The following is a 25851-nucleotide window of genomic DNA, read 5'->3' on the forward strand; positions in this document are numbered from 1 at the left end:
GGTTAAAAACCTACAGCTTTCTCGCCTTGTCCGTTTCCTTCGCCATCTCGCGATGAGCCGCTTCAACCTTCGGGCTTACCGATACGGCAGGCACATCCACGCGCCACCAGGATTCATACCCGGAGGTATTTGTTCCAGGCAGCACTTTCATCTCTATTAAGGTCGAAACGGTCTCCTCGCGCGCGAGAAGAATCGCTTCGCGAAGCTGTTCCGACGTATGCACCGTGTAGGTTCGAGCTCCTAAACTGCGAGCGTGCGCGGCAAAATCAATCGGCATATAACTGCCGCTTAGACTGCCGTCCTGCGGATTGCGGTATCGGAATTCGTTGCCGAATCCGTCGCTGCCATGTCCCCGTTGCAGGTTATGAATACATTGGAATCCGCTGTTGTCAAAGAGCAATACCGTCATTTTCACGCCCTCTTGAAGGCTGGTTACGAGCTCGGAGTGCAGCATCAAATAACTGCCGTCTCCTACTACCGCGTACACCTCTCTGCCTGGCTCCGCCAGCGCCGCGCCAAAAGCGCCGCTCACTTCATAACCCATGCAGGAGAATCCGTATTCCATATGGTACGTCCCCGGCTCAACCGGACGCCACAATCGGTGGAGGTCGCCGGGAAGGCTTCCCGCCGCCGCTACGATGACATCCGAAGGCCGCAGCGTTTCGTTAATAACGCCAAGCGCCCGCGTCTGGGACAATCCCGCTTCATGTTCCGCGGCATACAGCAGGTTCACTTCGCGATCCCACTCCGCCTTCCACTCAGCTAGCATGCCTCGATCGTAACCGCTTACATATCCTGCCTCATTCAGAGCTTTCCGAAGAGCTTGAAGGGCCTCAACCGCGTCAGCCGTCACCGCGATGCCGCCTTGCTTCACGGCATCAAACCTGCTGACGTTGATATTAATAAACTCAACATTCTCGTTAACAAATGCAGACTTGGAGGAGGTGGTAAAATCCGAATATCGCGTGCCGATCCCGATCACCACATCGGCTTCCTTCGCCAGCCGGTTAGCCGCAAGCGTCCCCGTTACGCCAACTCCGCCCATATTCAGAGGATGATTCCACGGCATGACGCTCTTGCCAGCTTGCGTCTCGGCTACCGGGATGCCAAAAGCCGTCGCAAAAGCCATAAGTTCCTCAGCGGCTCCGCTGTAATGAACGCCTCCGCCGGCGATAATGAGCGGCTTCCGTTTGCCGGCTAGAAGATTAACCGCAGACCGAATCGCATCCGTTGCGGCAGGACGGCGTTCGATCACATGTACTCTCTTCGCGAAAAAAGCTTCCGGATAGTCATAGGTTTCCGCCTGCACGTCTTGCGGCAGCGCAAGCGTAACAGTCCCGGTCTCGGCAGGGTCGGTCAGAACACGCATCGCCGACAGCGCAGCCGTCATCAGTTGCTCCGGACGGACAATCCGGTCCCAATACCGGCTTACAGGCTTAAAGGCATCTACCGCGGACATTGTGTAATCCCCCGGGTTCTCCAACTGCTGCAGAACCGGGTCGGGTTGCCGGCAAGCGAAGTTATCGCCGGGAAGCAACAGCAGAGGAATCCGGTTCACCGTTGCGGTACCGGCTGCCGTCACCATGTTAAGCGCGCCGGGGCCAATCGAGGAAGTGCAGGCGAAGATCTGCTTCCTTCCGCTCTGCTTGGCAAACGCCGTCGCCGCATGCGCCATGCCTTGTTCGTTTTTACCCTGAATAAAGGTCAAACTTCCGGGGCTGCGCTCCAGTGCCTCGCCTAATCCCGTTACATTACCGTGACCGAAAATGCCCATAACGCCCTTTACGAATTTGGTCTCCGTTCCGTCAACCGATACGTATTGGTTATCCAGAAACCGAAGCAGCGCCTGAGCCATCGACAATTTGATCGTATTCATCATCTACCGCCTTTCTAGGAGATAAAAATCAAGTTAAGCGCTTAACCTCTCAAAAAAAATGACTCTGCTACGAGTTTATGATTCTACAAGGATTATATTCTACGGCAGACGCAAACTTCCTTTTGCATCTGAAGTTATTTTTTTATCTGATAAGATTTCTTGCTATCGTCAAGCGAAACCGTTATTTAAAAACACGCCTGCATCAGGCGTGTTTTTAAATTTGCGTATGAAAGAATCATAGATAAACGCAAGTAAAATTCGTAAACTGGGCCAAAGCATTCTCACCGTAAGCATACAATCCGATGACAACTCCCGTGAATCCTCCCGCAACCTCGGAAGAGAGATACTTCGTCTGCGCCGTACCAAGCTCGATTTCCTCGCCGTCTATGCCAAGAAGGAAGCGGTAGCCGGTATTGCTAGCCTGAATCACTAAAGTTGCCTTATCGCTGCTCACTTTCACATTGCCTACGACGGACTTTAGATCCCCGACATTCAGACGCTGCACAACTTCATAGCCTTCCGTACAATTGCGAATGGCAAAATCATAATGATGGTTCTCGTCCATATAGATCGTGATCCCCGCCTCCCCTGCCGATAGAGATACATCGCAAGTGATAACGGCGTTAAAATCCTTCTGGCGCAAACCGATAAAAGTCGGCGAATCCGCCTGATCAAGCGAAATTGCCGTTCCTTTAAGCGTCAGCTTGTCCTCTTCTAGTGCATAATGATCCGGATTCGGATGCCGGAGATAACACCATTCCTTCTCCCAATCGGTATTGGCAAACGTATAGACTTTCTTCTCCTGCTGAACGATTTCTTCAGGAATAAGGTCCGTCTCAAAGGACGTTAAGGTTGTCCCCTCATGTCCTGCCGTAAACCAGCCATCCTCCCCGAAAGTCACCGGGGTCAGAAATACTTCGCGACCGAGATGATGGTAAGGGATCCATTGGCCGATTTGGCGGAAGCCCAGATGAAGCATCCACCAATTGCCGGCTTCGTCTTCGACAAGATCGCCATGCCCTACAGCTTGCACCTCATAGCCGCCTAAGTTGCGGTTAGTCAATACCGGGTTATGGGGATAAGGCTCGAATGGTCCGGTTGGGGCAAGGCCGCGGGCATAAGTAGCCATATGGCCAAATTCCGTACCACCTTCAGCGGCCAGCAGATAATACCAGCCGTTTATTTTATACAGATGAGGAGCCTCTAGATAACGTCCGCCCGTACCTTGCCAGATCGACCGGCTTGGGGTCAACTTGCGTCCGGTCTCAATGTCGATCCGGCATTGAACGATTCCGGCGATTCCTTCGTCGTCCATTCCGTTGCTCATGAAATAGACGCTGTCGCCCTCGAAATACAAATCAGGATCGATTCCGCCCTGATCGACCGATACCGGTTCCGACCATTCGCCGTAAATATCGTCCGTCCATACATAGAAGTTTTCCCGCGAAGTATCATTGGTCGTTGTCATATAGAAACGTCCGTTATGATAACGGATCGTAGGGGCGAATACCCCTCCCGAGCTGTTTACTTTATCAAGCTGTATCTGGCTTGGCCTGGTCAAACAGTGGCCGATTTGCGTCCAGTTAATCAGATCTTTGCTCTCAAACAGCGGCACGCCGGGAAAATACTGCATCGAGCTGCAAACCAAATAATACGTATCGTTAACCTTGCAGACGCTTGGATCGGGATAAAAACCTTTTATAACCGGGTTATTGTATTTCATCGTCTCACCTCAATAGTTAATGGGCATGGTGCTGTATCCGCCTTCATTATCTACCATATCCGCAAGGCGATGAACCCTATAAATTAGGCGTAAATTCATATCATTATTTGATTGATTGATAGGCATTCCGCCTTTCGAGGCTATTAATTGTCAGATTTGCGTGAAGATTAGATGAAATGTTATTTCTAGTATTGATTCCAAATGTATATAGATTTATAAAGAGGATAAGAGCATTTGCATTTAGTTGCTATTGCTACTTCCCACTCATGAATAGGAGATGATTTTTTGGACGCAACAGTTTCTTCAAACGCAGGAAAATGCCCGGTTATGCATGGAAGCGCTACTAGTCATAACTCTAGTGGTACTTCAAATAGAGATTGGTGGCCCAATCAGTTGAACCTGAATATTCTGCATCAGCATGACAGAAAATCGAATCCCATGGGCGAAGACTTCGATTATGCGGCAGAATTTAATAAATTGGATTATCAAGCCTTGAAACAAGATTTGCGCGATCTCATGACCGACAGCCAGGAATGGTGGCCAGCCGACTTCGGCCATTACGGTCCTTTCTTTATCCGCATGGCTTGGCATTCCGCGGGTACATACCGGACTGGCGACGGACGCGGCGGCGCAGGCAGCGGGACGCAACGTTTCGCCCCGCTTAACAGCTGGCCGGACAATGGCAACTTGGACAAAGCTCGCCGGCTGCTCTGGCCGATTAAGCAGAAATACGGCAACAAAATTTCCTGGGCCGATCTGATGATTCTGACCGGGAATGTGGCTATTGAATCGATGGGCGGCAAAACGTTCGGGTTTGGCGGCGGACGTGCTGACGTCTGGCATCCCGAAGAGGATATTTACTGGGGCAACGAAAGAGAATGGCTAGGCGATACAAGATACTCTGGAGACCGGAATCTCGACAACCCGCTTGCGGCTGTTCAGATGGGTCTGATCTACGTCAATCCGGAAGGCCCTAACGGCAATCCGGATCCGGCCGGAAGCGCCCGCGACATTCGCGAAACATTCGGCCGCATGGGCATGAACGACGAAGAAACCGTTGCGCTTGTTGCCGGCGGCCATACATTTGGCAAGGCGCATGGCGCAGGCGACGCTTCGCTTGTTGGAGCGGACCCAGAGGCCGCGCCTATCGAAGCGCAAGGTCTTGGCTGGCTGAGCACGCATGGCTCCGGCAAAGGCCGCGACACGATCACGAGTGGCGTAGAAGGAGCTTGGACTCCGAACCCGACGCAATGGGATAACGGCTTTTTCGATATGTTGTTCGGTTATGAGTGGGAGCTCGCAAAAAGCCCGGCTGGCGCGCATATTTGGAGAGCCATTAATCCTGCTCCGGCTCATCTCGCTCCGGATGCGGAAGACGCGGCTGTCCGCGTTCCAACCATGATGACTACAGCCGATATGGCTTTGCGTACGGACCCGGCTTATGAGGAGATTTCACGCCGATTCCACGCTAATCCGGATGAGTTCGCCGATGCCTTCGCGCGTGCTTGGTTTAAGCTGACTCACCGTGACATGGGGCCTATCGCAAGATACCTTGGACCGGAAGTACCGTCCGAAGAACTGATCTGGCAAGATGTTGTGCCGGCTGTTGATTACACGTTATCCGATGAAGAGATTTCCGAGCTTAAGGCCAAAATCCTTGATTCCGGATTGACCGTCAGCGAACTGATCGCAACGGCTTGGGCTTCGGCGAGCACTTTCCGCGGTTCAGACAAACGCGGCGGCGCGAACGGCGCCCGCATTGCTCTTGCTCCGCAGCGGGATTGGGAAATCAACGAGCCTCAACAATTAACGAAGGTCATTACCATTCTCGAAGGCATTCAAGAAGAGCTGGATCAGAAAGTCAGCCTGGCCGATCTGATCGTGCTCGGCGGCAGCGCTGCGGTTGAGAAAGCCGCTCAAGATGCCGGATTTAATGTGACTGTTCCGTTCTCTCCTGGCCGCGGCGATGCTACGCAAGAACAAACCGACGTAGAAAGCTTTGCGGTGCTGGAGCCTGCCGCAGACGGCTTCCGCAACTATCTGAAGAAAACGTACAGCATTAGCGCGGAAGAGCTTCTGGTCGACAAAGCCCAACTGATGGGACTTACCGCACCGGAGATGACTGCCCTTGTTGGCGGCTTGCGCGTGCTCGGCACGAACTACAGCGGTACGCAGCATGGCGTGTTCACCGATCGCGTCGGTACGCTCTCGAATGATTTCTTCGTGAAGCTGCTCGACATGAACATTGCCTGGGAGCCTAGAGACGGCGGCGTGTATTACGGTCGCAACCGGACGACGGGCCGCGTTGACCGCACGGCAACCAGAGTGGACCTCGTGTTTGGCTCCAACTCCATCCTGCGGGCGATTGCCGAAGTGTATGCGCAAAACGATAACCAAGAAAAATTCGTGCGCGACTTTGTAGCGGCATGGACCAAAGTAATGAATGCGGATCGGTTTGACCTTCTTCGCGCGAACTAATCCTCTAATAAAATAATCTTGAATAAGGGCTGACCTTAATGTCGTCATGGATGACATTTAGGTCAGCCCTTTTTTTGTTGCCCGCCAAAAAAATGTCCGTACGATCTATAATCATGTCCTGTCGCGCGCATGCTGGAAATGATTAACTATAGGTGAATGCGAATTCAAGCGAAGGGTTGGTGTAATTGATGAAATCGAAGTTTTTTGTAAGCGGTGTCAAAGGAATCGTATTTTTACTTCTCTTGCTTCTTATCTTGCCAAGTGCGGCCAACGCAACGGCCTCCACGCAAAACAGCAACTTTTACAACGTCATCTTCCAGGACGGCGCGGACCCGTGGATTTACAAGCATACCGACGGCTTCTATTACTTCACCAAAACAACAGGCGGCGACGTGACAATCTGGAAGTCCCGCTCGCTTACCGGAGTTGATGCCGGCACGAAAAGCGTCATCTCCACCGGTTGCTGCAACGTTTGGGCACCGGAAATTCATTACATCAATGGCGCCTGGTACATTTATTACGCCAAGGATGACGGCAACAACGACAACCACCGCATGTACGTGCTTGAGAACACTTCGGCCGATCCCATGACGGGCACTTGGGTGAACAAAGGACAAATTACCGACTCCACGAACCGTTGGGCAATCGACGGAACGGTTCTGCAAGCGAACAATAATTTGTATTTCATCTGGTCCGGGTGGGAAGGGACATCCAACGTCTCGCAGAAGCTGTACATCGCCCATATGAGCAATCCGTGGACAATCGACTCGGCCCGCGTTGAGATCGCGCATCCGACCTATTCCTGGGAGACCAATACTTCTCCAAGCGTTAACGAAGGACCACAGGTCATCGTGAGGAACGGCGTCATTAGTCTTGTCTATTCCGCAAGCGGAAGCTGGACCGATGGTTATTGCTTAGGACTCGTTACGGCGAATACAAGCAGCAATCTGCTGCAGGCTTCGTCTTGGACCAAACGAAACCAGCCGATCTTCCAATCCGGCAATGGCTTATATGGTCCGGGGCATCATTCCTTCACCACGTCTCCGGACGGTACGGAGGATTGGATCGTCTATCATACGGCCAAATACGCCGGCGGCGGATGGAACCGTGAAATCCGGGCGCAAAAGTTTACCTGGAACGCGGATAACACGCCAAATCTGGGCAGCCCTGCCGCTCCAAACACACCAATCGCGATTCCTTCCGGCGATACGGGCCGCGTTCGTTACGAAGGAGAAGCCGGCGTATTCGGCGGCGCTGCTTATGCCTCCTCCAGCGCAACCGGCTCCGGCGGAAGCAAAGCCGGTCACATCGACACGGCAGCCAGCTATGTAGAATTTGACGTTTATGCGGCTTCGGCAGGAGATTACGTCATGTCCGCCCGCACGGGTAACGGAACATCCGGACTGGATTGGTCTAACCTCGTCATGACGGTGAACCAGACCACGACCAGCAACTTATATATTGCGAACAAGGGTTGGGAGAACTGGAACGCTTCCATCGCGCGCCTCACCTTAAACGCGGGCTGGAACAAAATCCGCTTCTCCAAAGGCGACGGTTACGGCGAGCTTGATTGCTTCGACTTGTTCCCAGCTAACCCGGCTGTCGTGTCGGGGGCGGTCTACAAGTTAATCAATCCGGCTAGCGGCAAAGCGCTTGATGTAGCCGGGGGCAGCACCGCGGATAACGCCAACGTCCAAATTTGGGATGATCTAAACAACGCGCCGCAAGAATGGCGCATCTCAAGCATGGGCGACGGTTCTTACAAGCTGATCAATACGAACAGCGGCAAAGCACTTGACGTAGCCGGAGGCAGCACCGCGGACGGTGCAAACGTTCAAATCTATCAGGATACAAACAATGCCGCACAACGCTGGGCCATTATTAATACCGGCGGAAGCAACTTCAAGCTGATCAACCCGGTCAGCGGCAAAGCGCTTGATGTCGCGGGTGGCAGCACCTCAGCCGGTGCCAACGTGCAAATCTGGCAAGACTATAATAATGCCGCGCAAACCTGGCAGCTTATTAAGAAGTAAGGATCTTCCAGCACTATGGCAGCCTAAAAATACAGTAGAGGCCGTCCCAAAAGGTGATCGCTCACTTTGAAGACGGCTCGCATAGCTGATCCATGGTATATTCTCTTCACAAAAGAAGCCTCTCCTTTTTTGATGGTTGGTCGCACTTCCATTCTAACAAGGATTGGCTTCTTATTTGTTTGTTGTTTAAGTCATTTATTGACAGGTTAAGGGTAGACGGAGCATTAAATGATTCTGGAGAAGCGAAGCTTATGCTTACGAAGTAGCTTTCTTTCAGAAAGCTTTGAAGCGTTCGCTTTTGTGAAGGGATGCCGACCATACCTCGTTGATTCAAAGGAATCCCTGAGCAATGGCGATCGGAAGAACATTTAATGCGCAGGCAACTGTTTAACCCAAATACAAAACAGCCCCTTTTTCTTCTCCCCTATTCGTACATAGCAATGACCGCTTTCGCTTGCTGCAGGATCCTTTCAACCAAATGCTCCGGCTGCAGCAGCTTAATTGCTCCTCCATAACCAAGTACATATTCCGCTGCTTCCTGTTCGGTATTGAAGCGGAGCGTAACCGGAACCATGCCGTCAGCGGCCTGGGCATCGGCGTCGACCTTTTCGACGAACCGGTCCGTAAAGGTCAATCGGCCGATAGTTGAAGGATGGACAAGAACCTTCACCTCAAGGGACGGAAGCGATTGGGCAAAATCCGCTTTGCTTCCCTTCCAGTATGCAGCCAAATCAAACCCGTCCGGCCTTATAAATCCCTCATCCGTTGTCTCCGCTTGCGTAATTCGCGATACCTTAAAACTCCGATATTCTCTGCTGTCATTCATCGCAACCAAATACCAAGAGCTGCCTTTCGCTACAAGTCCGAGCGGACTGATCACCCGTTGAGAGCTGGTACCGTCCGCTTTCCTATAGTCGATGGCAAGCTTGCGATCCTCCCACAACGCCTTCTGAATCGTAAGCAGTGATTGGTTCCGATCTGAATTCGGCTTCCACGTTCCGGTATCCATATAGATCTTCTCCATATAATGCCGCGCCTCAGACTTGGACGAGCCTGGTAGCGTTGCGAGCAGCTTCTGACGGATATCCAGTCCATTGGGCGCTACGCCCAAATCATTCAACATCTGCTCCGAAGGCAGAATAAATAAAGCTTTTGTATCCTCCAGCTTCATTCCGCTCAGCTGCGTCCGAAAGTGATCCATCAGTCTCCATCCGCCTGTTTTTCCCCGATCAGCGATTACCGGTATGCCCGCAAGACTTAGAGCATCCATATCGCGCAAGATCGTTCGGTCCGAAACCTCGAGCTTGTCCGCAAGCTCCTTGGTAGTCATTATTTCATGATTTTGCAGCAAAATCATAATACTAAGCAGACGGTCTGCCCTCATCTGAATTCACCTTCGTATTTTTTTATATATGACAAAAGATGTCGTCATTTAAGTTTACAATGAACATAGATGAAAGAAAAGGAGAGTAAAGAATGATGAAACCTTTACACGGAAAAGTCGCTTTAGTAGCAGGAGCAACACGGGGAGCCGGACGCGGGATTGCGATAGAATTAGGCGCGGCGGGCGCAACGGTCTACGTGACGGGGCGTACCACCCGGACGCAGCGTTCCGAATATAACCGTGCCGAAACGATCGAAGATACGGCGGATCTTGTAACGGCAGCAGGCGGACAAGGCATTGCCGTTCAAGTTGACCATCTTGTTCCTGAGCAGGTAGAAGCTTTGGTTAAACGCATTGAACAAGAACAAGGACATCTCGATATACTGGTCAACGATATTTGGGGCGGCGAAAATCTTGTGGAATGGAACGTTCCCGTCTGGGAACATTCTCTCGAGAAAGGTCTGAGGATGTTAAGACTCGCCCTAGACACCCACCTCATTACGAGTCATTATGCCCTCTCCCTCCTCATTAAGAGCAATAACGCTCTAATCGTAGAGATGACGGACGGAACCGCGGAATACAATCAGCAGCATTACCGGTTATCGATGTATTATGATTTGGTAAAGAACTCCATAAACCGTATGGCATGGGCTCTTTCCGAAGAGGTAAAAAAACATGGCTGTACGGCCGTATCCTTAACGCCGGGCTGGCTACGCTCCGAAATGATGCTGGAGATTTTCAAGGTAACGGAGGAAAACTGGCAGGACGGGGCGGCTACCGATCCCCATTTTATCATTTCGGAATCTCCCCGTTTCGTTGGACGGGCCGTCGCTGCCTTAGCCGGAGATCCCGACGCCGCACGCTGGAATGGACAATCCCTCTCTAGCGGGCAGCTTGCGCAAGTATATGGCTTTACCGATATAGACGGTTCTCGGCCGAATTGCTTCCCTTATCTCGTGGAAGTAATCGAAGCCGGCAAACCCGCAGACGTGAGCGGATACCGCTAAGGAACGGATACAACAAACGCAGCCCGTTATAGGCTGCGTTTGTTTATTAAGTACACCTTATTTTCCGGCAGCCGCTGTATCCTTCTCATGCTTCTTGATGGAGAGAGGCAATCCCAAGTTCCCGCGAAGCGTGCTGCTCTCATAATCGGTACGGAACAATCCCCGCCGCTGCAGTTCGGGAATAACAAGCTCAATAATGTCTTCGAACCCGCCAGGGAAATAGGGCGACATGATGTTGAAACCATCCGCTCCTTCATTCAAGAACCATTCTTCCAGCTGATCGGCAATTTGCGAAGGCGTTCCGACAATTTCGCGATGCCCGCGCGCGCCGGCAATCCGTTCATACACGGCACGGATTGAAGTTAAATTCTCGCGTTTGGCAATCTCCCTTATAATATTGTATCGGATGCGAGGATTCGTCTTATCTTCGATCGAGCTAATATCCGGCAGCGGCTCCTCCACATCATAACCCGACAAATCAATATTGGTGAATCCGGTTAGATAAGCCAGACCAACCTCCGGCAAGATATAGCTGTTCAGCTCTTTCTGCTTCGCAAGCGCCTCCTCTTCGGTCTTCGCAACGGTAATAAAGACGCCGGGCATAATCTTCAAGTCTTCCTTGTCGCGTCCATACCTGGCCAATCTCCCTTTCACATCCCGGTAAAAAGCTTGCGCCTCCTCTAGCGTCTGCCAGGCGGTAAAGATCACTTCCGCCGTTTGCGCAGCCAGCTCCTTGCCCGGTTCGGACGAGCCCGCTTGCACGATAACGGGATTGCCATGAGGATTTGACGGATTGTCGAGCGCGCCATTTACCTTGAACCATTTGCCTTCATGCTCGACCGGATGCACCTTATTCACATCTAGAAAACGTCCTTGCTCTTTGTCGATGACGAGCGCATCCGCATCAATGGATTGCCATAACTTCTGAACAAGCTCCACAAATTCTTCAGCCCGCTCATACCGGCTTGCATGTTCCAAATGTTTGTCTTTGCCAAACAGGAAGGATTCCTTATCGTTAGCGGAGGTTACGACATTCCAGGCTGCGCGCCCATTCGAGAGATGGTTAATGGAACCAAACTTGCGCGCAACGTGAAAAGGCTCGTTATACGTCGTGGTTAAAGTAGCGGCCAAACCGATGTTGTTCGTAACGGCCGCAAGCGCCGAGATCAGGATAACCGGATCTAGCTTAAGCGCGGAACTGGAATGCTCATTCAGATTGGAACCAAAGCCATCCGCGAAAAAAACCATATCGAACTTCGCGCGTTCCGCCGTCTTGGCAATCTCCGTCAAATAGGCCAAGTCAAAGGTACGGTCCGCTCCGGAATGCGGATGTCTCCAGCTCGCCACATGATGTCCGGGCAACATGATAAAAGCTCCAAGTTTCATTTGTCTCTTCGTCATCTTCAACCACTCCATATCTTTTATTTGAAATTGGCGTATCTTATTGCTTGTTGTAAGAATTAAACTCGTTCGTGTACAGGTCTTCCGCTTTGATCTGCCCTTGCTTCAGCTCGCCGTTAGCTACCAGCCAGTCAATCCAGACCTGGTATTCTCCCGGCGTAATAACGCCTCCCGGTTGGGCGATCCCGGTACTCTTCCAATATTTCAGATTTTCAGTCGACTCGTTGGGATCACGTTTCTTAATAATGGCCTCGAACCGCTGAATAACCTCTTCCCGCGGGGTTGTGCGAGCCCATTCAATCGCCTTCGCCACTCCCTCGACAAATTGCCTTACCGTGTCCGGATTATTCTTGATATAATCCTCCCGGAAGAAATAATCGCCTGCCGTAAATTCCGAGTTATAAACGTCCGTATCTTTAAATAGCTCGACTATGCCTCCTTTATCCAAAGCCCGGTCTCTGGCTATACCGCTCATGAGCACCACGTCGATCTGCTTGCTGCGAAGAATCTGCTCGGCGTTGGCCGAAGGGATTGTCACCAGCGTCACCTGACCGATTTCCTTTTCCGAGAGCCCGCCTTTGCGCAAATAGTCCTTCGTAACAAACTCCAGATGGGCTCCCAGCGTATTTACGCCGACTTTTTTGCCGATAAAATCCTTCGGCGACTTAATGGAGCTGCCTTCCAACACATAAGCCCCGATGTAAGTGTTCTTGTCGCTGCCATACGAACCGATCACGGATTTGATCTTTACGTTTTGCGAAATGGATTTGATAATGGCTCCGTTAAAAGCCGACCCGAAGTCGATCTGTTTCGTTGCCGTTAATTGAATGCTTTCCGGCCCGCCGGTCGTGCTGCCGATCGAGTCCAGCTCCAAATCGCCGAGATACCCCAAGTCCTTCGCTAACTCCGGGAACGAGACGCTTCCCGGCGCCGCATTATATTGGAGCACTTTGTCTTCTTCCCCCGCCTTTGCTTTGCTATCCGAGCAGCCTGCGAGCAACACGCTAACGAAACCCAACGTTAACAAAAGAGCCTGAACCTGATTAAATCTTTTCATATGCCTCTCCCCCATACCAAGTAATCCTATATTTTTAATCAACTTTTGTCTAAAAAAATAAAAGCACCATCAACTACACTTGCTGTTTCCAGGTCGACAATTTACGCTCCACCATGCTTAATCCTTGGTTAATCAATAACCCGAGCAGCGCGATGGTAAGAATCCCGGCAAACATTTCAGGAATCTGAAAGTTATATTGGGAATAGGTGATGAGGTAGCCGAGCCCCTCCTTGGCGCCAACCATCTCAGCGGCGATGAGCACGAGAATAGCTCCCGTTCCCGCCATTCGAATGCCGGTAAATATCGTGGGCACGGATGCGGGCAAAATAACCTTTAGAAACAGCTTAAAAGACGAAATATTCATGGACCGGGCCGATTTGATCAACAGCGGATCCACATTGCCGACAGCCGCGATCGTATTAAGCAGAATTGGCCACGTGCAGGCAAATAACACGATGGCAATTTTGGACGTCTCTCCGATTCCGAGGATAAGCATAAACACGGGGAGTAGCGCTAATGCCGCCGTATTGCGAAACAATTCCATTACGGGATTAAGCAGTTCTCTCGCGAGAGGATACCAGCCAATCGCAAGCCCTAGCGGGATAGCAATCACAATCGCCAAAGCAAAACCGCTTAAGGATCGAATCATGCTAGCCGCAAAATGATGATATAGTTCCCCGGAAACAATTAAATGCCACAACGCTTGAATCACATCGGAGAAAGGAGGTAAAAAAGCCGGATCCACAAACCCCGTTTGAGGAGCAACCTGCCAGACGAGAGCTAATACAATCAGAACAATAGATTGCTTAAACAACTTGCGGATGTTAAGCGACACGTTGATTTTTAGCCTTTTGCCTTGTAGCGGTCTAGGCACCGCTTTTACATTTTCCATCTTGCTATTCACCTCTCCTTAACCCGTCAAATATAAGCTCCCTGATATTCCAGCTCATGCAGCAGGCTCCATACTTCGTGCCGGGCCTTCACAAACGCCGGATTGGATCGAATATCCGCATCGTCAAGCCTGTTCTTTAGCGGAATGTCAACAATCTTCTTGACCGTTCCCGGACCAGGAGTCAGTACAACAACGCGTTCCCCCAGATAAACCGCCTCATCGATGCCATGCGTAATGAAAATAATCGTTTTTTTCGTTTTTTGCCAAATTCGGAGCAGCTCGCTCTGCAAGGTTTCCCGCGTCTGCGCATCCAGCGCCGCAAACGGCTCATCCATGAGCAGGACATCCGGGTTAAACGCCAGACTTCTAGCAATAGCCACGCGTTGTTTCATGCCCCCGGACAATTCGTGGGGATACCGGTTCGCGAAGGCGCTCAGACCAACTAAAGACAGAAAATGCTCCGCTAATTCCCTTCGCTCGTGCTTCGGGATGCCCTTTGCCTCCAGCCCGAATTCAATATTCCCTCTTGCCGTCTTCCAAGGAAACAAAGCATATTGCTGAAAAACAATACCTCTGTCGAGGCCGGGACCCGTGATCTCTTTGCCGTCCATGTAGATGCGCCCGTTTGTTGGGTGGGTTAAGCCGCTGATGAGGTCAAGCAACGTTGATTTCCCGCAGCCGCTTGGTCCCACTAAGGTAATAAACTCGCCTTCCTTGACGGTAAAACTCAAATCCTTAACCGCCGTAAACGGCTGCGTCGCTCCCTTTTGTTTCGGATCGCGCACCATAAAGCTTTTTGCCACATTCTCGAATCGCAGCTTTTCTGTTGCCGGCATCCCACTCACCCTTTCTCACCTAGTCCGGATAAACAAAAAAGCGCAGCCGACCCTAATAAACAGTGGTCTTCTGCGCTTCCAGTTGCCCGGTCAGCATTCGATTTTTAATTATTATTTCGCCCAATCCATTTAATACCAAGTAAAACTATGAGATTAATATAACATAAACTTTTTCATTGTCAATATAGGCCATTTAGGCCAATTTCCAGTTCATAACAAACATGACACTCCAATTCAACATTAAAAAAGGGGCTGTCCCAAAAGGTAATCGCTCACTGTGAAGACGGCTCGCATTAGTCAATTAAAGAGTGTTTTTTATGAAATATCGCTGCAAGAGGGTTACCCTTGCAGCGATATTTTTGCTCTTGCTGCTTTCTTCAACAAATTATGGGCAAGCGAAAGCCACCCGACCTCTAGGCTGACTTTCGGTAAGCCACGAAGCAGGAAACGGCGGAATCCTCGGTTATCTTTGATTTGACCAAACACACTCTCCGGTTCGTGCATCCGTCGAACCGACAAGGCATGTCCATCTTCGCTCTTTAGTTGCTCCCTCGCTTGCTGCTTGAGTCGAAGATATTCCATGCTAACTTTTATTTCTCGATCTCCTTGTGCCTTTGTATACCTGTCCTTTAGCGGATAGCCCTCGCAGGAAATACTGCGATAGTGGCGAGTAACGATCTCGTATCCACTCTCGGTTAAGCTTTTGCTTTCATAGCGAAATAGCATCGGCTTCTTTTTGTTTGAGCTTTTTATGAACAGGTGAAGGGTAGACGGAGCATTAAATGATTCTGGAGAAGCGAAGCACATGCTTACGAAGTAGCTTTCTTTCAGAAAGCTTTGAAGCGTTCGCTTTTGTGAAGGGATGCCAACCATACCTCGTTGATTCAAAGGAATCCCTGAGCAATGGCGATCGGAAGAACATTTTATGCGCAGGCTGCTGTTTAGCCCAAATACAAACAAAGGAGTGTCCCATCGTCATTTACATGACTTATGGGATACCCCCTGACGTTCCTATTCGCAATTAATGACGGTCTAGAAATGCCGCTACTTCGGCGAGGCGCGAAGCATAGCCCCACTCGTTATCATACCAAGCTGCAACGGATAAAAGTCCGCCCTGTACATGGGTCAGCGGCAGATCGATAATCGAAGAATGGGAGTCGCCTACGATACGCGAAGAAGCCCATTCCCCTTCCAATACATCAAGAACTCCGTTAAGCGGGCCTGCCTGCGCGGCTTGGCGGAACATATCGTTAATCTCTTGGGCGGTACACGGCTTCTCCGTGACCAGGTTAAGCTCCGCGATACTTCCGGTGCGAGTCGGAATCCGGTAAGCTTTACCCGTGATCTGCAGATCCGGCCAAATAAACTTCAGCGCCTTCGCCGCACCAGAAGAGGACGGGATAATATTTTCCGCGGCTGCCCAAGAATCCCGGCGGTCTCTCATCGGCTGATCCGTCAGCGATTGCGTATTCGTATAGGAATGCACCGTCGAGAATAAGCCGTATTGAATGCCGAAGTTTTCACGGACCAGCTTAACGACTGGAGCGAGCGCATTGGTCGTGCAGCTGGCCATGCTGATGATTTTGTGCTTCTCCGGATCAAAGCTGTCGAGATTGATGCCTTTCAGCAATACCGCATCGCAATCGTCAAGGGTTTTGCTAGGTCCGCTGACGAGAACACGCCTCGCACCGCGCTCCAGATGAAGCTCCGCTACCTGTCTTGTCACCGCGCGTCCCGTGCAATCAATGACGAGACCAACGCCAAGCTCGCTCCAGTTCGGAATCTCTTGCGACGAGTTCAAATAAAGAATGGAGCGGTCGCCGATCCGGATCGCGCCTTCCGTTCCTGCCACGGGCTCCGGCCAACGCTTATAGTTCGTATCGACCTCAAAGAGAGCCGCAAGCGTCGCTTCGTCCTTAATATCCGAGATGGATACCGGCACAAACAGCTGGTCCTGCAAAGCCACGCGAAGAAGCTGTCTGCCAATCCGTCCAAAGCCAAAAATAGCAATATTGTTCATGTTCTGCTCCTGCCTGCGCATCTGCGCAATCGATTTATTTACCATTGCAATAAATAAAGTTATTCCTTCAGCCAAGCATTCGCCAGCAACATCGCTCCGCGGGCAGCAGACGTATCAGCTAGGGCATTCAGCATGACAAAATCGTGAATCGTACCCTGGAAGCGCGCCTGCGTAACCCGCACGCCAGCCTCGCGCAGCTTATTGGCGTAAGCTTCGCCTTCATCGCGAAGGACATCCGCTTCGCCCGTAATGATTAGTGCTTGCGGCAAGCCTTTAAGCTGCTCGGTTGTCGCACGAAGCGGAGAGGCATAGATCTCCTCGCGCTCCTCGCGTGTTGTCGTATATTGATCCCAGAACCAGACCATAGCGTCCCGGCGAAGGAAATAACCCGTCGCGAATTCCTTGTAGGACTCGGTCTCATTACCCGCGTCCGTCACCGGATAGAATAGCAGCTGCTTATGAATTTCCGGTCCTTTGCGTTCTTTTGCCATAAGCGTGATCGCTGCCGTCATGTTACCGCCAACACTGTCCCCGGCTACGTAAAGCCGGCTTGTATCGATGCCATGCTCGTCCCCGTTGCTAACAATCCACTCCAGCGTTGCATAAATTTCTTCAATGGCCGTTGGATACTTCGCTTCCGGCGACAAGCTGTAATTCGGAAACACAACAGCAGCTTCCGACCCTACAGCCAGCTCGCGTACGAGGCGATCATGGGTATGCGAATTGCCGAATACCCAACCCGCGCCATGGATATATAAGATGGCCGGCAGTTTCTTCGTACAGTTAGGCGCGCGAAAAATACGAACCGATACTTGCCCGCTTGGTCCGCCCTCAATCATCAGATCGGTGATGTCGACAGGCGGCTTCGCGATATCTCCGGATTGGACGTCATTAACCGTTTCGCGTCCTTTTTCCGGTCCAAGATCAAACAAATAAGGGGGGTTAGCCGTATCCTGCGCAAATTTCAAAGCCTCTGGCTCCAGCACGATCTTCTTGCTTATCGTTTTCTCCATCATCTCAAACCTCTCCTTGCCTCATTGGTTTCATCCAATCGGATTGGACTTGTACAACTTAAATCCCCGTTATGCGGCAAATTGAATCTGGAAGCCCCCACCGGAGAGCTTGCAGAAAGAAAATACTGTAAATAGTTTAGAACAATATTCATCCAATAAATAGAGTTTACTTTACTATTTCCCTAAGTTGATTAGACCTAAAAATTGTAAATTATTATTTACATTTGAATAAAAAAACCGGTGCCGCCGAAAAATTCAGCGTACCGGTTTATGTTTAACCGAACAAATTGGACAATTCGTCCGCGTATAGAAACACAACCGCGATAGAGATCGCAAGGTTCAAGATCGCCGGGAAAATCTTCCCGAACGAATGCTTGACTCTAAGATGCGACAGCACCGCAACAAGCATCATGAGACCTACAAAGATGGCGCTCCAGACCGCGATTTCCGCGTTCCAATAACCGATAATTAGGCCGATACCCGCTGCAAGCTGGAGAACGCCAGTCACGACGCGGAACCATTGCGGCAGCTTGACGGAATCGAACAATTCAACCTGATGTCCCGCTCCGGCAAGTTTGCTGCCTCCAAAAAACGCCATCGAGAAAAGAAGCCAGCTTTGGAAAATAATCGCCAATATATGCATGTTTTAAAACCTCTCCCTATTCTCAATTATCAGACACCTTTAGGTGTCCTTTTATGTCTTTATAATATAACACCTTTTGGTGTCCTGTAAAGCAGTTTTTTAGCTAATGGCAAATAAAAAAACGCAGCCGGTTAGCTGCGTTTTTCTCCTTCGTTATACCTTCAAATCAAGCGTGCCGCCTAAATGAGGCTGCACGCTTTGCGCCATCATTTGCACCATCTGCTGCGATTGTTGTGCCGCATGGTCTTGCGCCATCTTGAGCACGCTGATTCCAACGTCGATCTTCAGCTTGCTGTGGGACATGGCAACGGAAAGTGCCGGGATATCCATGATTCACCTCCTGCATAAGGTATTTGGTCTCACTTGTTGTATCGGATCATACGTGACTCCTAGTTATAGCTTGTACTCCGGCGTATAAAATTCCGTGAGAAAACGGTAAAACAACTGCTCCGTCGGAAGCAGCTTCCGCCCTGTCGGACAGATGATGCCGATGCTGCGGGTTACCTCGGGATCGGCTAAAGGAATTTTTACCGTGGACTGCGGAATGTTCTGGGCTAGCGTAACCTCGGGCATAAGCGCGATTCCAAGTCCCGCGGATACTAACCCTTTAAGCGCATCAATGTCATCCCCTTCGAAGGCGATATGCGGCGTAAAGCCGAGTTCGCTGCAAGCTTGCAAGACGATCTTCCGGAAGATCGTCCCTTCAGGCAAAGTAACAAACGATTCGTCTTTCATCTCCGACAGCTGAATGCTCTCCCGGCCCGCCAGCGGATGATGAATGGGTAACAGCGCCACGATCCGCTCCGTAAATAGCAGCTTTTGTTTAATATGCGGATCTTCATTTGGCAGCGGAGCGATCATCGCCAAATTAAATTCGCCTTGAATGACGCCATCGATTAAGTCGTTATATAACGCTTGCCTCATTTGGAACTTTGCTTCCGGATACCGTTTGCGAAAGGCATAGATCGCTTTCGGCAACACATGGGCAGCCAAGCTGATCGGGAATGCGATGCGGACGACGCCTTTTTCCGGATCCAGATACTCCTTTATTTCCCGTTCCGTTTCGCTCATCATGTTCAACATCTGCTCTACGCGCTGGAGTAGAATCTTTCCGATTGGCGTCAGCTTCACTCTTCGGCCATTGCGGATAAACAAATCCACCCCTAATTCGCTTTCCAATTGGGCCAGCTGTCTGCTGACAGAGGATTGCGCGACATGGAGGACATTGGCGGCTTCGGTCACATGTTCCCGCCTAGCAACTTCCATAAAATATCGCATTTGTCTGATTTCCATGCTTGTTCCCTCATCCTTTATGCGCAAAACGCATTAAGTTTATCCTATCTGAATATTGTTGCGATTAATTATTTGATATTAATATTAAACTACTAATTTACAAAAGAGAAATCATTATGCAACAGCCAAAATTTGAGGGAGTGATATTCATGAGTATCGTACAGGAAGTTGAACAAGTTAACACGGAAGCCGCACACCAGTACATCGATGAATTGTTTGAAACGGTCCAAAAACGCAATCCTGGTGAAGTCGAATTCCATCAGGCTGTAAAGGAAGTCTTCCTTTCCTTGATCCCTGCTCTTGCGCAAAACCCGAAATACATCAAACATGCCGTTCTGGACCGTCTAGTCGAACCGGATCGTCTCATTTCCTTCCGGGTACCTTGGACCGATGATAAAGGCCAGGTTCAAGTGAACCGCGGCTTCCGCGTTCAATTCAACAATGCGATTGGCCCATACAAAGGCGGATTGCGCTTCCATCCTTCCGTTAATGCCAGCATTATTAAATTCCTCGGTTTTGAGCAAATTTTCAAAAACTCGTTAACCGGCCAGGCGATCGGCGGCGGTAAAGGCGGTTCCGACTTTGATCCTAAAGGGAAATCGGATCTGGAAATTATGCGCTTCTGCCAAAGCTTTATGATGGAGCTGAGCAATCATATCGGACCGGATACGGACGTACCGGCCGGCGATATCGGGGTTGGCGCAAGAGAAATCGGCTTTATGTTCGGACAATACAAGAAGCTCGCTGGCGCTTATGAAGCTGGCGTACTGACCGGCAAAGGGCTCGGATACGGAGGCAGTCTGGGACGCAAGGAAGCTACCGGTTACGGTGCCGTATACTTTGTGGAAGAGATGCTCAAAAGCAAAGGCCTAGGCTTTAACGGCAGCACCGTCGTAGTATCCGGCTCGGGCAACGTATCGATCTATGCGATTGAGAAAGCGATTCAGCTTGGCGCCAAGGTTGTGGCTTGCAGCGATTCCAGCGGTTATATTTATCACGAAGCCGGCATTAATCTGGACACCCTTAAACGATTGAAAGAAGTCGAGAACCGCAGATGCAAGGATTACGTCCTTGAGCATCCGGATGCCATCTACGTGGAAGGCTGCTCCGGCATTTGGACCGTTGCTTGCGACATCGCCCTTCCTTGCGCAACGCAAAACGAAATCGACAAAGCTGCGGCGGAACTGCTTGTAGCTAACGGCGTAAAAGCCGTTGGCGAAGGCGCAAACATGCCTTCTACGCTGGAAGCTATTGACGTATTCCTGGACAATAAAGTCCTGTTCGCTCCGGCGAAAGCGGCAAACGCGGGCGGCGTGTCCGTCTCGGCGCTCGAAATGGCGCAAAATAGCGCAAGATTGTCTTGGACGATGGAGGAAGTGGACGCTAAGCTTCAGCTCATCATGCATAACATCTATAGCGAAAGCATGAAAGCTTCGGAAGTTTACGGCGTTCCAGGCAACTTGGTCATTGGGGCGAATATCGCCGGCTTCGTCAAAGTCGCCGACGCGATGATTGCTCAAGGCGTATAAGCACACTGGTGCTATAACGAAACAGTATAATAACGATACCCCACTGCTCCGTTCATCTCGCGGAGCAGTGGGGTTTTTCTAATTCACGTCGTATTTTTCGCGCATCGACTGCATGGACAGGTTCACCGTGTTATTTAACGGCAGACGGTCTTCCTTCTCCATGGACCATAACAACAGCTTGCGTTCCAGCTCGATACGAACAGCAGCTTGGGCCGGGTCATCAAACCGATTGTGCAGCTCATGGGGGTCCGCCTTCAAATCATACAGTTCTCCTTCGCCATTGGCATACACGCAAAGCTTCCAATCGTTTGTGCGAATCGCTTTCCCTTTCCCAATCCAGGCATCCGAATAAGCACACCATACAAAATACCGCTCGTCAAAAGGATGCTCGGGGCGCAATGTGATATCGGACACTTTTACCGGATCTCCGTGTTCCCCGCTCTCCATAACGACATATTCGCGCGGGATATAAGAGGCGTCTCCTCTTAGGAAAGGCACATGGCTTTTTCCTTGGCAGCCGGGTGGAACGGGTATTTCCGCAAGCTCCAGCAACGTAGGCATAATATCAATGAGCTCCAGCAGGTTGGAAGTTCGTTTGCTGCCCTCATAACCCGGAACCGACATCACAAACGGGACATGAGTGAAAGAATCATAGAAGAAATTATGCTTCTGAATAATGCCGTGAGCCCCCATGGAGTCGCCATGATCGGAGGTAAAGATGATCACGGTATTGTCCCAAAGACCCAACTCTTCCATGCGGGCAAAAATTTTGGCCAAGGTATCGTCAATGAACCGAATCATTCCATAATGAATAGCGCGTACCTGCCTAATTAACGCCTCGTCCGCTTTATCCATCGCATCCATCAGATGCGCAACCTTCACTCGCTCAGGCTTGCCTTCCAAAGTATCCACCGGTGGCATCGGAACGTCTTCCGGCCGAATCAAGCTTGCATATGGCTCCGGTACTTGATACGGCGTATGCGGATCCGGGAAAGACAACCAGGTGAAAAACGGCTTCTCAACGTTTCGGACATGATCTAAATAATCGAGCATCGTCTCGCCAAGCAAATACGTGCCGCATTTCTCGATTGGCGCGGGATTGGTACCGTGACCAAGCGGGCTGCTCCAGCAATGCTCCACGGCCCAAGCATGCGCGGCTTGTGCCCCGGGATCATCCCGGAATCCATCGACCATATGACCATGGTCAGCTAGACGCACATAATCGAACGCTTCCCTCAGCAAAGCAGGATTGTCCGGTACTCCTCCCGGATAAATAGAGGGCTGCTTATCCATAAAGGCATGATTTTTCCCGATAATTGCCGTTTGATAACCATGGTTTTTTAAAACTTGAGGCAAGGTTACTTCGGCTGGATTAATGAGCATATGATTGGCATGCAAATTAAGCGTTGAACAATAACGGCCCGTGAACATGGAAGACCGCGAAGGCGCGCATGCCGGATAATTGCAGAAAGCTTGTTCAAACACAACCCCCCGCTCTGCCAAAGCTTCAAGTGCCGGCGTTGCCAAAGCCGTATTCCCGTATAGACTTAAAGTTTCCGCTGTTTGCTGGTCCGTCTGGATCAATAAGATATTAGGTTTATTCATGCTTTGCCTCTATCCTCCATTTATTTCCAAATTAATTGCTTCTATTATTGAATACTACTGTCGCGTCAACTTCTTGTAAATGTAACAAATTAAGAAGTTCTTCATAATTTACATGGTGGGTTATTAAGATTTTCCAATTATAATGAGTGAGTATGTGAAGGGGGTGAGAGATATGGAGCAGCGTGTTGTGCTGGTAGTTGATGACGATAAGGAAATACGCGATGCGATCGAAATTTATTTGAAGCAGGAAGGCATTGCCGTCTTGAAGGCGCAAGACGGTCTGGAAGCGCTCGGGATGCTGGAGTCGAACCAAGTGCATCTCATTATTTTGGATGTAATGATGCCAAAGCTTGACGGTATAACGGCCACCTTCAAAATCCGCGAGCATCGTAATCTCCCTATCCTGATGTTAAGTGCCAAAAGCGAAGACAGCGATAAGATTCTTGGCCTTCATGTTGGGGCAGATGATTATATGACGAAACCCTTTAATCCGATGGAGCTAGTAGCGCGCGTGAAATCCCAGCTTAGAAGATATGTAACTTTTGGATCCTATGAAGGGGCCAAAAAGACCGTCAATCTGCGGGGGCTTACGCTAGATCAGGAAGCCAAGGAAGTAACGGTGCATGGCGAAGCGGTAAAGCTGACGCCGATCGAATTCAAAATCGTGGAACTGCTAATGACCAATGCGGGACGAGTCCTCTCGATTCAGGAGATTTATGAACGCGTCTGGAAGGAACCGGGCTACAATGCCGAAAATACGGTAGCGGTACATATTCGCAAGATCCGCGAAAAGATCGAGATTGAACCGAAAAACCCAAGATATTTGAAAGTGGTGTGGGGTATTGGATACAAAATGGAGAAGTAGAATCCGGTTATTTATCTATTCGTTACTCATTATTATTGGCTTAAGCGGACCTCTGACATTATTGAATTCGGGCGATCGTTATCTGCAGCGCGATTATTACCATACGGAGCAGTTTCGTTATCAACTGGAGCAATTCACCGCTTATTTGAATTTGTTTGAGCTCAACTCGCCCTCCAAGAAGGAAGCATTGTCTTCTATTAAGGTGGACAAGAGCGAAATCGTAGAATACCGTAATGAGCTAGGTTCTCTCACAGGGCAGGTCAATAATATTCGCAGCGAATACGCGGCTCAAATTCAAGATGCCTTGAATGCAAACAGCAACTCTGTAGCCACTTTTTACAAGACGGAGAGAGATCAGAAAATTAAAGAGATGACAACTCTCTATCAAGATGACGATCAAGTAACCGCTCTAATTATGGACAAGAAAGAGGAACGATTAGACACCTATTTCAGACTAAGAGAAGCCTATCGCACCAAATATAATGATTACCTCACGCAATTCGACTATTATTTCGTGAACCCGTCTAAGGATGTTATTCATACCAATTTGAGCGTTAGGAATGAACAGAATGCACACAATGAATTAATTAGCGGTCATGCCTTTACAACAGATTATACGGTAGACACCGTCAATTCCCTACACAAACAGATTGGAGCACACGAATTGGTGGATGCTACGCTGGAGCCCTATCAGGGCTGGGTGGCGGTGCCGGCGTACGGTGTGCAGCAGAAGGCAGCCAAACAGTACAAGTTAGAGCGATCGAGTTTGTTCGCTTATGTCCTGGTCTGTACGATTCTGCTTGTTGTATGCATAGCGCGGTTCAAGAGAGTCATGTCTAGACAGACGAATGTCTATTATAAGTTGCCAATCGATGCGAGAGTTGTATTGATGCTGGGAGCCTTTATGCTAACTGGTGCTATTCTCTTGCATTCAGCTGGCTATTATTCTTCTCTATTTGAATTACCTTTGCTGTATGTCGGGAAATTGCTTGTTTCTATTATTGCAGCAGCATTGGGCATGGCCTTCACCCTTCACCAAGGGAAACTTCTTGCCAGTGAGCTTCAGAGCGAGAGCGGTATACGAACCGCTTTGTCTCGTTCCATGCTGAAGCGAAGCGGCTCGCGAGTGAAAGCTATAATCGAACAAATGACTAAACTCATGAAAAGCTCTTTCCTATATAAAAGCACGGCGATGCAGCTGTTCTTTTTCTCTGTCCTTTTTATCGGACTGGGTTATATTGGCGGATGGATGATTACGTACATCGAGATTTATGATGACTACTTCTATTTGTTGTTTGTGGGCATTGCGGCTGTTATTGGCATTGTCGTATTTCTTCTCTTTCTCCGGAAGCTCGGTTTCCTGAGTCGGATCGCCATAGCCGCGGATGAGCTGGCTGCCGGACGGACGCCGGACATGCTCCCCCGTAAAGGCAGCGGTGTAGTCGCTTCCTTGGCGATTAATATCAACGCCTTAAGGCAAGGCGTCAGCGTTATGCAGAATGAGCAGGCAAAAAGCGAAAGGCTGAAGACGGAGCTCATTACGAATGTAAGCCATGATCTGCGGACTCCCCTTACCTCCATTATTACTTACGCCGGATTACTGAAGTCAGGCGATGCGTCGAGGGAGGAACAAGCCGCTTACGCGGAGATTATCGATCAGAAATCCAAACGGTTAAAAACGATGATTGACGATTTGTTCGAAGTGTCTACCATGGCAAGCGGTAATGCAAAATTGCAGCTAGAGGAAACCGATGTTGTCCAGCTTATGCAGCAGGCGCTCGCCGAATATAAAGAAGTGATGGATAACTCGAATATTCAGTTCCGCATTTCAATTCCGGAGGAGCCCGTCTATGTCGTTGCAGATGGCCAGAAGTTATGGCGCGTATTCGATAACCTGATCGGGAACATGATGAAATACGCGATGGAACATACGAGGGCTTATATCACGATACAAGCATCTGCGCAGCAAGAAGTTGCGATAACGTTCAAAAACGTATCGAAGTATGAGATTAACGATCATGCCGAGGAGTTGTTCGAGCGGTTCAAGCGCGGTGATACGTCGCGGCATACGGACGGTTCAGGACTTGGACTAGCGATCGCGAAGTCGATTATCGACCTTCATAAAGGCCGTCTGACGCTGGAGACCGATGGAGATTTATTTAAGGCTACCGTGATTTTGGCGCAGCAATGACATTC

19 protein-coding genes and 2 pseudogenes are annotated in these 25851 nt (G+C 50.1%); 7 read left to right on the forward strand and 14 right to left on the reverse strand.

Annotated elements, in window-relative coordinates; translation table 11 throughout:
* Positions 1-10: 10 nt before the first annotated feature.
* Complete coding sequence (gene iolD / locus QQK89_RS04550; RefSeq protein ID WP_284237301.1) at positions 11-1876, reverse strand: 3D-(3,5/4)-trihydroxycyclohexane-1,2-dione acylhydrolase (decyclizing); 1866 nt, start codon at positions 1874-1876, stop codon at positions 11-13.
* A 235-nt stretch (positions 1877-2111) separates the two neighbouring features.
* Positions 2112-3599, reverse strand: coding sequence for a glycoside hydrolase family 43 protein (locus QQK89_RS04555; protein ID WP_284237261.1), 1488 nt, complete (start codon positions 3597-3599; stop codon positions 2112-2114).
* 285 nt (positions 3600-3884) lie between these two features.
* Between QQK89_RS04555 and katG the strand changes: the two genes are divergently transcribed.
* The 3 genes and pseudogenes from katG to QQK89_RS04570 all read left to right on the forward strand — a co-directional run bounded on the left by katG (position 3885) and on the right by QQK89_RS04570 (position 8110).
* Positions 3885-6077 carry a catalase/peroxidase HPI gene (katG, locus tag QQK89_RS04560; protein ID WP_284237262.1) on the forward strand — a complete coding sequence of 731 codons (2193 nt, stop codon included), beginning with the start codon at positions 3885-3887 and terminating at the stop codon, positions 6075-6077.
* 188 nt (positions 6078-6265) lie between these two features.
* Positions 6266-7672 (forward strand): annotated as a pseudogene (locus QQK89_RS04565) (family 43 glycosylhydrolase); the annotation flags it as partial.
* 9 nt (positions 7673-7681) lie between these two features.
* Positions 7682-8110, forward strand: a complete 429-nt coding sequence (locus tag QQK89_RS04570) for an RICIN domain-containing protein (protein ID WP_284237302.1) — start codon at positions 7682-7684, stop codon at positions 8108-8110.
* Between the two features lie 424 nt (positions 8111-8534).
* Here QQK89_RS04570 and QQK89_RS04575 read toward each other — a convergent pair whose 3' ends face one another.
* Positions 8535-9494, reverse strand: a complete 960-nt coding sequence (locus tag QQK89_RS04575; RefSeq protein ID WP_284237263.1) for a helix-turn-helix transcriptional regulator — start codon at positions 9492-9494, stop codon at positions 8535-8537.
* Between the two features lie 95 nt (positions 9495-9589).
* Here QQK89_RS04575 and QQK89_RS04580 point away from each other — a divergent pair, with 95 nt between their 5' ends.
* Positions 9590-10501: an SDR family oxidoreductase gene (locus QQK89_RS04580; RefSeq protein WP_284237303.1), complete on the forward strand. Its 912-nt coding sequence runs from the start codon at positions 9590-9592 to the stop codon at positions 10499-10501.
* Between the two features lie 57 nt (positions 10502-10558).
* On the opposite strand, the gene QQK89_RS04585 is transcribed toward QQK89_RS04580, so the two are convergent.
* The 10 genes and pseudogenes from QQK89_RS04585 to QQK89_RS04630 all read right to left on the reverse strand — a co-directional run bounded on the left by QQK89_RS04585 (position 10559) and on the right by QQK89_RS04630 (position 19656).
* Positions 10559-11902 carry an LLM class flavin-dependent oxidoreductase gene (locus QQK89_RS04585; RefSeq protein ID WP_284237264.1) on the reverse strand — a complete coding sequence of 448 codons (1344 nt, stop codon included), beginning with the start codon at positions 11900-11902 and terminating at the stop codon, positions 10559-10561.
* 40 nt (positions 11903-11942) lie between these two features.
* Positions 11943-12959, reverse strand: a complete 1017-nt coding sequence (locus tag QQK89_RS04590) for an ABC transporter substrate-binding protein (RefSeq protein ID WP_284237265.1) — start codon at positions 12957-12959, stop codon at positions 11943-11945.
* A 73-nt stretch (positions 12960-13032) separates the two neighbouring features.
* Positions 13033-13851, reverse strand: coding sequence for an ABC transporter permease (locus QQK89_RS04595; RefSeq protein WP_284237267.1), 819 nt, complete (start codon positions 13849-13851; stop codon positions 13033-13035).
* A 26-nt stretch (positions 13852-13877) separates the two neighbouring features.
* A complete protein-coding gene (locus tag QQK89_RS04600; protein WP_284237268.1) occupies positions 13878-14687 on the reverse strand; it encodes an ABC transporter ATP-binding protein in 810 nt (269 codons plus the stop codon).
* Positions 14688-15026: 339 nt separating this feature from the next.
* Positions 15027-15413 (reverse strand): annotated as a pseudogene (locus tag QQK89_RS29705) (transposase); the annotation flags it as partial.
* A gap of 295 nt (positions 15414-15708) precedes the next feature.
* Complete coding sequence (locus tag QQK89_RS04610; RefSeq protein WP_284237270.1) at positions 15709-16707, reverse strand: type I glyceraldehyde-3-phosphate dehydrogenase; 999 nt, start codon at positions 16705-16707, stop codon at positions 15709-15711.
* A gap of 59 nt (positions 16708-16766) precedes the next feature.
* Complete coding sequence (locus QQK89_RS04615; protein ID WP_284237304.1) at positions 16767-17708, reverse strand: alpha/beta hydrolase; 942 nt, start codon at positions 17706-17708, stop codon at positions 16767-16769.
* 286 nt (positions 17709-17994) lie between these two features.
* Positions 17995-18363: a DoxX family protein gene (locus tag QQK89_RS04620; protein ID WP_284237271.1), complete on the reverse strand. Its 369-nt coding sequence runs from the start codon at positions 18361-18363 to the stop codon at positions 17995-17997.
* 153 nt (positions 18364-18516) lie between these two features.
* The gene (locus QQK89_RS04625; protein ID WP_284237272.1) at positions 18517-18693 is read right to left on the reverse strand and encodes a YjfB family protein; all 177 of its coding nucleotides are present in this window, start codon (positions 18691-18693) and stop codon (positions 18517-18519) included.
* A 63-nt stretch (positions 18694-18756) separates the two neighbouring features.
* A complete protein-coding gene (locus QQK89_RS04630) occupies positions 18757-19656 on the reverse strand; it encodes a LysR family transcriptional regulator (protein WP_284237273.1) in 900 nt (299 codons plus the stop codon).
* A 149-nt stretch (positions 19657-19805) separates the two neighbouring features.
* Here QQK89_RS04630 and gdhA point away from each other — a divergent pair, with 149 nt between their 5' ends.
* Entirely contained in the window at positions 19806-21185 is a 1380-nt protein-coding gene (gene gdhA / locus QQK89_RS04635; RefSeq protein ID WP_284237274.1) for an NADP-specific glutamate dehydrogenase, read from the forward strand.
* 78 nt (positions 21186-21263) lie between these two features.
* On the opposite strand, the gene QQK89_RS04640 is transcribed toward gdhA, so the two are convergent.
* Positions 21264-22790, reverse strand: coding sequence for a sulfatase family protein (locus tag QQK89_RS04640; RefSeq protein WP_284237275.1), 1527 nt, complete (start codon positions 22788-22790; stop codon positions 21264-21266).
* 172 nt (positions 22791-22962) lie between these two features.
* On the opposite strand from QQK89_RS04640, the gene QQK89_RS04645 reads away from it, so the two are divergent.
* The gene (locus QQK89_RS04645) at positions 22963-23655 is read left to right on the forward strand and encodes a response regulator transcription factor (RefSeq protein WP_284237276.1); all 693 of its coding nucleotides are present in this window, start codon (positions 22963-22965) and stop codon (positions 23653-23655) included.
* Positions 23633-25846 carry a sensor histidine kinase gene (locus tag QQK89_RS04650; RefSeq protein WP_284237277.1) on the forward strand — a complete coding sequence of 738 codons (2214 nt, stop codon included), beginning with the start codon at positions 23633-23635 and terminating at the stop codon, positions 25844-25846. The genes QQK89_RS04645 and QQK89_RS04650 overlap by 23 nt, the downstream gene beginning before the upstream one ends.
* Positions 25847-25851 lie beyond the last annotated feature (5 nt).

The organism is Paenibacillus glycanilyticus (assembly GCF_030161375.1).
GTDB classification, from domain to species: Bacteria; Bacillota; Bacilli; order Paenibacillales; family Paenibacillaceae; genus Pristimantibacillus; species Pristimantibacillus glycanilyticus_B.